The 9,556-nt window shown below is 55.3% G+C and carries 8 protein-coding genes; 3 read left to right on the top strand and 5 right to left on the bottom strand.

Features of this window, described 5'->3' with window-relative positions; translation table 11 throughout:
• Positions 1-88 precede the first annotated feature (88 nt).
• Both E5J99_RS20390 and E5J99_RS20385 read right to left on the bottom strand, forming a co-directional pair.
• A complete protein-coding gene (locus E5J99_RS20390; RefSeq protein ID WP_135499656.1) occupies positions 89-1,831 on the bottom strand; it encodes an STAND family AAA ATPase in 1,743 nt (580 codons plus the stop codon).
• An 82-nt stretch (positions 1,832-1,913) separates the two neighbouring features.
• Positions 1,914-2,591 (bottom strand): IS1595 family transposase, encoded by a 678-nt coding sequence (locus E5J99_RS20385; protein WP_135499655.1) that lies wholly within the window; start codon positions 2,589-2,591, stop codon positions 1,914-1,916.
• Positions 2,592-2,973: 382 nt separating this feature from the next.
• Between E5J99_RS20385 and E5J99_RS20380 the strand changes: the two genes are divergently transcribed.
• On the top strand, positions 2,974-3,609 hold the full coding sequence (locus E5J99_RS20380; RefSeq protein ID WP_135499654.1) for a helix-turn-helix domain-containing protein: 636 nt from the start codon (positions 2,974-2,976) through the stop codon (positions 3,607-3,609).
• A gap of 267 nt (positions 3,610-3,876) precedes the next feature.
• Entirely contained in the window at positions 3,877-4,296 is a 420-nt protein-coding gene (locus E5J99_RS20375) for a hypothetical protein (RefSeq protein WP_135499653.1), read from the top strand.
• Positions 4,297-4,490: 194 nt separating this feature from the next.
• On the opposite strand, the gene E5J99_RS20370 is transcribed toward E5J99_RS20375, so the two are convergent.
• The 3 genes from E5J99_RS20370 to E5J99_RS21505 all read right to left on the bottom strand — a co-directional run bounded on the left by E5J99_RS20370 (position 4,491) and on the right by E5J99_RS21505 (position 6,584).
• Positions 4,491-5,564, bottom strand: coding sequence for a DUF6268 family outer membrane beta-barrel protein (locus tag E5J99_RS20370; protein WP_135499652.1), 1,074 nt, complete (start codon positions 5,562-5,564; stop codon positions 4,491-4,493).
• Between the two features lie 89 nt (positions 5,565-5,653).
• Positions 5,654-6,109: a DUF2147 domain-containing protein gene (locus tag E5J99_RS20365; protein ID WP_135499651.1), complete on the bottom strand. Its 456-nt coding sequence runs from the start codon at positions 6,107-6,109 to the stop codon at positions 5,654-5,656.
• A gap of 187 nt (positions 6,110-6,296) precedes the next feature.
• A complete protein-coding gene (locus tag E5J99_RS21505; RefSeq protein WP_167852266.1) occupies positions 6,297-6,584 on the bottom strand; it encodes a hypothetical protein in 288 nt (95 codons plus the stop codon).
• Here E5J99_RS21505 and E5J99_RS20360 point away from each other — a divergent pair.
• Positions 6,583-8,979, top strand: coding sequence for an RCC1 domain-containing protein (locus tag E5J99_RS20360; protein WP_167852265.1), 2,397 nt, complete (start codon positions 6,583-6,585; stop codon positions 8,977-8,979). The two genes, E5J99_RS21505 and E5J99_RS20360, sit on opposite strands and share 2 nt — an antisense overlap.
• The last annotated feature ends 577 nt before the right edge of the window (positions 8,980-9,556 follow it).

Genomic DNA, 9,556 nt, shown 5'->3' with positions numbered 1-9,556 from the left:
GCCTGCAACTCGGTGTATTTTTGCTCGGCCAACGCTAGGTATTCGGCCTTACTCATGGCGGTGGAGGGGGCTGTAGTCATGACCTAAGTTACGAATACGCAGCGACAATTTGGGTTGCACCCTGCCTATCTGCACCAGTGTAGAATTCAATAATTTCTGGAAAAGAAATATATCGTTTTGATGACAAAATATAATCAGCAAATTCCTGATTGCTATGCATTCTTTTAGCTGCAAAATAATATACCCAATATGATGATCTGAATACGAAACCAAAATCTCTTCTTACTATTATGTTGTTTTGGTTTAGTATATCAAAAACTATATCTAGTTCTAGGTCAATTAATTTTTCTTTACAAAACTCCCTGAGTTCGTCGATAAAATTTTCTCTTGAAAATTCATATATATTATTTCTAATTAGCTTTTCACAGTAGCGACCTAGTATGTATTCACAGTCTTTTAAATCTGGCTTTGTTTTATAGTTGGGTAACTCATCCATATCGAATAATATGAAGAGGACCATTTCAAGCATCTTTGTTCTGTTTAATGGGCTTTCATCAAAATGCTTTTCTGCCACTCTTAACAGAGTTAAACAATTATATGGTGTGCGATGGATGTTTAAAGTTTCTAAATCAGAAATTACTTTTGATAATATTATATTTTCTTCTCCTATTTCCTTAGCTTTATTATACTCAGATACCACCTTTCTAATATTTGCTCTTGTTAAAGCTAATAAATGAAGGATTGTGAAACTTCGATCTATTTTATATTTATTGGTCTCGGTCAAAAATTTTGAATCATCAATTGTTTGCATAACAATTATTGGTATTTCATTGTAATTATCGCATAAGTTTTTTAATTTCTTAAAAGAATCTATTTCATGATCGTTCCACGCGTCGAGTATTATGCATTTGATTTGACTAATATCAATGCTTAGTGATTCTGCTTCTCTTCTGACGTTTTTATCAATCGAGTGAGATTGACATTTTTGTGCGTCTATATAGACCCAGAAACTGTCATTATTCCATGCTTCTTTAATTAAATAGTGTGATAATGACGTTAAGCCGAATTGCTGTGGTGCTTTGATTAGTATCGATGTGGGCTCTGTGATTATTGAAGTGAGCTCGACTCTATTATTATAATTATCGTCTGCATTTCTTGATATTTCATTTGTTGAGCTTAATATAGGATCAATCCATATTATAGGTTGATTAGAAAATCCGCGAAGAGAATCATTGAATCTTTGTTGTAAAATTATACTAATTGCCTTTTTTGTGTTATTTATCTCATCTATTTCAGCTTTTTTCTTAGATCCGAATATTTTAAAAAAATATAAATTTAGATGGTTTCGCAAGGCTGTTTCAAACTCTTCATGTCCCTTATATTGATAATAGAATCCTCCTAGTTCGGCTATTTTTCTTTTGAATTTCAAAACCTTATCTAGTTGTAATAAATCAATGCCGCTTAATGAAGAAGGAGCCTCATCATTAAAGTAGAACATTATTTCTATGTCTTTTCTTGTTTTAAATCTTTCGTAAGCATTGTTAAATTCTTCTTCAGTACCTGAGTCAGCGTGATTCGTAGGTGTTCCAAATTTTTTGTGCATAATTCCAATGAACATTTGAAAATTTTCACCAATTTGTTCGTTAATCACTGCTTGTCCATCGGTGCTAAATCCTGGTCTCACGTCTTTCTCCCACTTTAAAGATTCTATTCTAAAATCAAGATAATCGCCGATAGTCTTGTTAATGTTTTGAAAAACTTTGTCGCAAATTTCTCTTTCTGATGAAGTGTCACTAGGTGAAGCGATAAAGCATTTGATAATTTGTGTCATTGCTTGTTGATTATGTGTGTGTTGAATATTGTTCTTATACAAGGGTAACTAAAAAATAGTGGGGCTTAGGAAGCAAACCGGCTTAGAGGGGCTGTTGACGAAGTAATTTAAGGAGCAATTTATAGAAGTCCTCGTAGCGGTGATTGAAGCGAAATTCGGACTCTTTCAGGTGCAGCAAAAACGTGTGTTTGGGTACGCCCTTAAACTGCTGGAGCCGGGCTTTGGCGAAGCTCCAAAAGGACTCGATGCCGTTGATGTGCGAGGCGCCCTGGACGAACTCATCCTGGCCGTGGCGGACGCGGAAATGGCGGTCGAAGCCCACGTCCACCAGCCCGTCGTAGCCGCGCCAGCCGTCGGTGTTGACCATGGCCGAGACGTCTATTTTGCCACGAATGATGGCTTGCAGGGTCTTTTTCGAGCAATCCGGGACGATTTCCGTGTACACCTGCCCGCCGCGTTTGAACAGGCCAAAAACAATGGTTTTGCCCCCCGCGCCCCGGCCCCGTTTGCCGCGCACCCGTCGCGGGCCGAAGTAGCTCTCGTCGAGTTCGACTGCCCCTTCCAACTCGGCCGGCACGGGGCTGCAGGCCAGCAGCCGGTGGCGCAGGCGCAAGTAGATCTCATTGACCGCGCGCACACTCAAGCCGGTAAGACGGGCGGCGTCCGAGGCCGTCAAATCCAAGGCAAAGAGCCGCAGTAAGTACCGGAATTTGACCTCCGAAATTTTGCTGCACTTATAATAGCGGTTACCTAATTGCATAACAAGAAGTTACGCCCTCTTTTCTGACTTTTGCTTCCTAAGCCCCAAATAGTTATTGCACATCACGAACAATGATTTATTTCTATTTGGGAAACCCCATTTGTGGGCAGTACTTCTGTATCTCTGCTATCAGACGTTACCGGCGTACATTGTTACCATTGAACAGTACTTAAAGAAATGCTCAACACACATAAGAAGCCCCAAGCGGCTTAGAGCCACAACGGCGGCTGGGCTACGCCGGGAGGGTGGCACGAGAGCCATCCACGGGAGCGGAGATTGTACCAGAAGGCAGCCCCAGCCAAGTAAGGCACTCAAAAAAATAAAGTCAAGTGCCTTACACACGAGTAGGGTACTTGACTTTATTTTTTTAACTACCCTACTTATGCAGACCCCAACCTCTTTCTCCGAGACTACCGCTGCCGATGTGCGGCGGCACTTTGCCCTTACCCAGACCGAGCTGGGCCGTTGGCTGGGGCTTAGTCAGGCCCAAGTGGAAGCGGTGGAAGCGGGGCGGCGAAACTTCTCGCCCAAGGCTGAGGCCCGGCTGGCCCGGCTCGTGGATGTGCTGCCCCCGGCCGGTCCGGGGCTGCCCGCGCCCGAGGCGCTGCCCGTGGTGCCACCCCCGGCGGCCCAGACCGGGCGCGAAGACCGCGAAGCCGTGCTACTGCGGCGGCGGGTGCGGCGCTGCGAGCACCTGGCCCACGGGCTGGGCTTCCAGCTCGAAACGTGGGCCTTGCAGGATGCGGCCGTGCTGCGCCGGCGGCAGGGGCTGGCGGCGTTGCGGCTGGCATTAGCGGCCCCACCGGCTGCGTCGGTTTCGGGTGCGGCGGCGGTGGCCGAAGCGGTCTGGCTGGCCCGCCTCGAAGCCGCTACGGCCGCTTTGCCCCCGCGGCCCGGTCCGCTGGCTCGGGCGCACCTGGCGCTGCGGCAGCGGCTGCTCCTGGCAGAAGCGGCCGAGCTGCGCCGCCTGCTGGCCGCCCCGGTTTCCTTGCCGCCCGCCCCGGCTCCAGGGGTGTAGAGACGCGACCCTTGGCTTTGCCGACCTTCGGTTCGCGTCTCCTCGTCCGCGCCGTAGCAACGATTGTCGCTCAACGAGTGACGTTCGCCGATGGTCGTTCAACGATTGACGTTCGCCGATGGTCGTTCAACGGGGAGACGCGAAGGGTCGCGTCTCTACACGCGGGAGGTGGGTTGTAGATAAATATTATATCGTATGTATATAATACAAGGTAGTGAGGCGCGTTGCTTGGGGGTACTTACCATTCATTCTTTACCCCCTTTCATTATGGCCATTGACGTAACCCTATTGCTCACGCGCGCCCAGTGCGACGCCGTGACTACCGAGCTGGACAAGCGCCTGCGCCGGCTCGACAACCGCGAACAGAATTTCGATTATCAGGATGAAATCAGCACCGAGCGGGCCTCGGAGCTGAACGCGGAGCTCATCGGCCTCAACAACCGCATCACGAACCTGGATACCTACCTGCCCACCCTGGCCGAGGGCTCGAAGGAGCACGAGCGCTCCACCGATGAGCGCCGCAAGGCCGACGACCGCCGGGGCGACATCGGCGCTATGCTGGGCAAGCGGGGCGGGGTGAAAGCCGTGCTGGGGCAAAGCGCGCTGAAGGAGACGTTGAGCCGCAGCACCTCCCTGGAGGACGACAAGACCACCGTGGCTACGCACCGCGCCAGCCTGGCCGCGTAAAGTCGCCCGGCAGACCCAGACCGCAAAGCGGCCGGAGCTACGAGAGCTTCGGCCGCTTTTTGGTTTCTCCCAGGCAGTGTGGACAGTGACCGAAAAAAGAACGTCATGTCGACCAACGGGAGACATGACGTTCAAAAAGCGTTCAGGGCTGATTTTAATCACCTAGCCACGCACCCTAGTACCATCTGGTAGCCCTATGGGCTTACCAAATTCAGGCTGAGGTTGAAATACAGCGGATTGGTTAGCGTATTCTGGTACAAAGAGGGTTCTGAGCCGAGCAGGCTCTCCCGCTCGCCGGTGGGGTTTTGGTTGCGGAACGCATCGTTGCGGTAGTTATAGCGCAGCCCCGCCTGGGCCGACACCCACACGAAGCCGGCCAGCTGCCGCTCGTAGGTCACGCGGGGCTTTAGCTCACCCCGGCGCAGATACACCTCGTCGGGCCCGATTTTGCCCAGGTAATAGACGTTGCCTTCCAGCTCATAGCCGAATTTCAGCAACGCCCGGGTACCGAAGTTGCGCCGGATTTCGGCGCGGGCCGGAAACACCACCTCGCAGCCCCACTGCGGCGAAAAGGTGCGGTTGTAGAGCAGTACCGGAATGTAGAGCACTTGCCCGGCGCGGTAGGTCCGGCTCAGGCCCAGCCCCCATTGCAGGTTGTCGTTGGGCTTCCAGCCGAAGATGCCAGTGCCACTGTACGTCATGTGCTTGCCCGACACGTCACCGGGGCTCCGGTAGGAGCCGCTGGCATCGGCGTTGGCCTGTAGCAGCAGGAAGTGGGTGTTGTCGAAGGGCTTGAACACGGTGGCGTTGATGCCCGTGGTGCGCAAGCCGTCCTGCAGGCGGGCAAAGTAGGCGGAGCGCTCGGGGTTCTGCACGTCAAGCCCCGTGTTCCAGTAGGTCAGGCCGAGGTTGAAAATGAAGTTATTGCGCGAAATCAGGGGCGCATTGAAGGCCAGCCGCAGACCGCGGGCCGAGTTGATGCGCGTTTCTACGCTGGCTGGCGGCGTGCCACTGCCGCCGCTGGGCGTGGCGGTGCCCGAAAGGGTGTAGGGTAGCTGGGCCTCGTAGCCAACCGAAATAAGTTTGGTAGGCGACAGATACAGCACTTTTTGCGTGTTGTAGGTGCTGCCGGCGGCGCTGGCGTCGCCAAACTCTTCGAAGTTCTCAATGGCCGGTGGGGCGGCCGTGGTGGTCGTGTCCGTACCCTGGGCCAGAACGGGGGCTGTGGCTAGTAGCAGGGGCAGGAGCGTGATGTAGCGGTGATGCATGCGGGAGGGAAGAAGGTGGAAATAACCAAAAGTGCCAGCCTATGCTACCCAGTGGCGCAGGAGCATAAGCTGGCGGTAGCGCAAGGCTACTACTTCTTCACTTGCCGCTTCCACACGTCGGTCCGTCCGAAGAGGGATACGCCGATAAAGCCCCGTACTTCTAGGGTGTTGGAGTCGGTCAGGGTCATTTCGCAGCTGTAGTCACTGCCATTCTTGGGGTCGTAGATATTACCGTTTTCCCACTTGTTTTCGCCGTCGTGCGTGAAGCTGCGCATGTTTTCCAGCCCTTTCAGGGGCGTCTTGCGCTTGCTCTCGTCGGGGTTGTTGACGTCGGTGCGGGGCGTGCCGTCGGGGTTGTTGGCCACCTTCAGCCACACAATGCGGCCGTAGTACTTGCCAGCCTTTTTGTAAATCTGGACCATGCCGGTGCCCTCGCCGTTTTTCCAGACGCCGAGTACGGCATCAGGATTGGGAGCAGCGTGGCTGGAGAAGGCTGCCATAAGCAGGCCAACAAGCAGGAAGAAGCCTAGGAAACGTTTGTTCATGGGGGAGTGCTGAAATGAGTGGAAAATGAGTTGAGGAAGCTAAAATTATTCAAAAAGACATAGTATCACTCTAAAACCAGAAATCATTTCGCGGGTCGGCCCCGGAGCCTGCACACCGCAGGACAATTCTCCTATCCTCTTGTACCCGCTGGTAGGTTATAGCGTGCCAGTAGATGATAAAAATACACTATTTTTTCTTGTTAAGATTATACAAAAAAAAGAATAAAAGTATACATTGGCTTTCTATTGCTTCGCTAACACCTTGGTTGCATAGTGCCGCTCCGGTAAGGCCCAACGCATCTACCGTTTCCCTGGAATCGGCTTCTTCTACCAGTGGTTTTGGTTTTCCGACGGCTTTACGGCCGTCATTATTCACCTTTTGTCCTTTGCTCATGCAACACCCATACCTACCTTCCTGCTCCACTTTCCGGGCGATTGTAGCCGCTAGTGTTTTCGGCCGTTTTGCCTTCTTCATGGCCCTGCTGCTAGGCTTGGGCATGCTACAGGCCAACGCCCAGCGCATAGCCGCCGGTACCAGCCACACGCTAGTTATCCAACCCGACGGTACCCTGAAGGGCTGGGGTAACAACTTCTCGGGCCAGCTGGGCGACGGGACTTTTGTCGGCCGCACCACCCCCGTGCAGGTGGGCGCGGTTAATACCTGGCAGATGGTAGCCGCCAGTGTAAGCCATTCGGCCGCTATCCGCACCGACGGCACCCTGTGGGTCTGGGGCAACAACGGCTCCGGCCAGATGGGCGACGGCACCACCACTGCCCGCAATACGCCTGCCCAATTGGGCACGGACAGATGGCTAAGCGTGGCGGTAGGCAATAGCCACACAGTGGCTGTCCGCACCGACGGCACGCTTTGGGCCTGGGGGCGCAACAATTTTGGCCAGCTCGGCGACGGTACTACCATCAACAGCAGCGCTCCTATCCGGATCGGTACCGCTACTACCTGGCGAAGTGTGGCCGCCAGCTCACTCAGCCACACGGTGGCCCTGCGCACCGATGGCACCCTGTGGGCCTGGGGCAACAACGGCTCCGGCCAGCTGGGCGACGGCACCACCACCGCCCGCAGTGCCCCGGTCCAGATCGGTACTGCCACCACGTGGCAAAGTGTAGCGGCCGGGAGTACGCATACAGCCGCTATCCGCACCGATGGTACCCTGTGGACCTGGGGCAACAACGTCTTCGGCCAACTCGGCGATGGTACTACCACTGCCCGCAGTGTCCCCGCGCAAGTAGGCACGGCCACTACCTGGCAAAGTGTAGCGGCCGGTGGCACGCATACAGCCGCCATCCGCACCGGCGGCACGCTGTGGACCTGGGGCGGCAACTCCTCCGGCCAGCTCGGCGACGGCACCCTCATCGACCGCTCTACTCCTGCCCAGATTGGTACGGTTGCCACGTGGCAAAGCGTAGCGGCGGGCGGAGGCCACACGGTGGCCCTGCGCGCCGACGGCACGCTGTGGGCCTGGGGCAGCAACAGCCTCGGCCAGATTGGGGTTCTGGGCATTCCAACGGAAATTAATCCCCTTCCGGGACAAGTAGGTACGGCCACCACCTGGCGAAGCGTGGCGACAGGTGGTACCCATACGGTGGCCATTCGCACCGACGGCACGCTCTGGGCCTGGGGCGACAACTTCAGCGGCAAGCTCGGCGACGGTACCACCGCCCGGCGCAACGCGCCGGTTCAGATCGGTAGCGCGACCAACTGGCAAAGCGTGACGGCAGGCGGGGAGCACACGGTGGCCATTCGCACCGATGGCACCCTGTGGGCCTGGGGCTTGAACAACTACGGCCAATTGGGCAACAGCAGCCCCCAGCCTGCCGTGCCTACGCAGGTAGGTGCGGCCACTACCTGGCGCACTGTGGACGCTGGCGGCCAATTCACGGTGGCCATCCGTACCGACGGCACGCTCTGGGCCTGGGGGCGCAACGAGCAAGGCCAGCTGGGCGACGGTACCCTAACCGACCGCCCGGCCCCGGTTCAGATTGGCACCGCTACTACCTGGCGAAGCGTCACTGGCAGCCTGCTCACCTCCACCGCGGCCATCCGCACCGACGGCACGCTCTGGGCCTGGGGCATGAACAATTCCGGCCAATTGGGCGACGGTACCTTATCCAACCGCACGGCCCCGGTTCAGATTGGAACCGCTACTACCTGGCAAAGCGTGAGCGGTGGGGTTAGCTCCACGCTGGCCATCCGCACCGACGGTACACTCTGGGCCTGGGGCCTGAACAATTCCGGCCAATTGGGCGATGGTACCTTCACCAACCGCACTACTCCGGGGCAGATTGGCACGGCTACTACCTGGCGAAGCGTGACCGGCGGCCAGTTCTTCTCCGCTGCCCAGCGTCAGGACGGTACACTCTGGGCCTGGGGAGACAACAGCTCCGGCCAATTGGGCGACGGTACCTTAATCAGCCGCACTACTCCGGGGCAGATTGGCACGGCTACTACCTGGCAGAGCATGGACGCCGGTGCTATTTTCACGGCCGCCATCCGTACCGACGGTACCCTCTGGAGCTGGGGCGCGAACAATTTTGGCCAATTGGGCAACAACCTGCTGGCATCTGTTGTCACGCCCACCTTTGTGCTGGGCGGGGGCGCTCCGCTGGCTACCCGGCGCGCCAGCCGGAGCGGCCCTGCCCTGCAGCCCGTGCCGAACCCCGCGCACGACTACGTGACGCTACCGGGCCTGGCACCCACGGCGACGATACTTCTGTTCGACGCCGTGGGCCGCATCGTGCGCACCAGCGCCGGCCCGGTGTTCCCGCTTGGTGGCATTGCCCCCGGTATCTATCTATTGCAAACCACCGTGCCCGGCCAGGCCCCGCGCATGGGCCGCCTGCTGGTTGAGTAGGCGGCGGTATTGCACTTCCCGTCAAAAGGAACAGCTATCGGGGCTTAGAGACTGTTTGAGTTAGTGCCAGAACGGTGTAGAGACGCATACTTGCGTCTCGTCGTTCGCGCCGCGAGGCCGGTTTTTGTTCAACGACGAGACGCAAGTATGCGTCTCTACATCGTTTTGGCAGCTCCTGCGCTAACTCAAAACAGCTTCTTACTGAATCCTGCCCCATGGTGCGAGCAAAGTAGCTGCCCAACCTCTGCTGTCACCGCAAACCGGGCCTTGTAAACGCAGTTCCGCACTCAAGCTCCTGAAATACCAACAGCTGCTGAAGCTCCTGGAGCCTCAGCCGCTGTTGGCGTTTTAAGTAGTCGTGCGGAAGTAAGCGTACTGAATTTAGAACGTCATGCTTGATCTAGCGGACGCTAGATCAAGCATGACCGTCTTTTTTGCTACGGTTACTTTTGCTTGAGTACTTAGAGCCTATCCAAATAGGCATTATTTTCGGGTATGGCAACGACTCAAGAATTCATCATTTCCGATGCCTTGTGGGAGCGTCTGCGGCCGCTGCTGCCGGTGCATACCCCGAAGG

It is taken from the genome of Hymenobacter elongatus (genome assembly GCF_004745955.1).
GTDB classification, from domain to species: Bacteria; Bacteroidota; Bacteroidia; order Cytophagales; family Hymenobacteraceae; genus Hymenobacter; species Hymenobacter elongatus.
The sequence above is the reverse complement of the archived record's forward strand: the minus strand, read 5'-3'. Positions and strand labels throughout refer to the sequence as shown.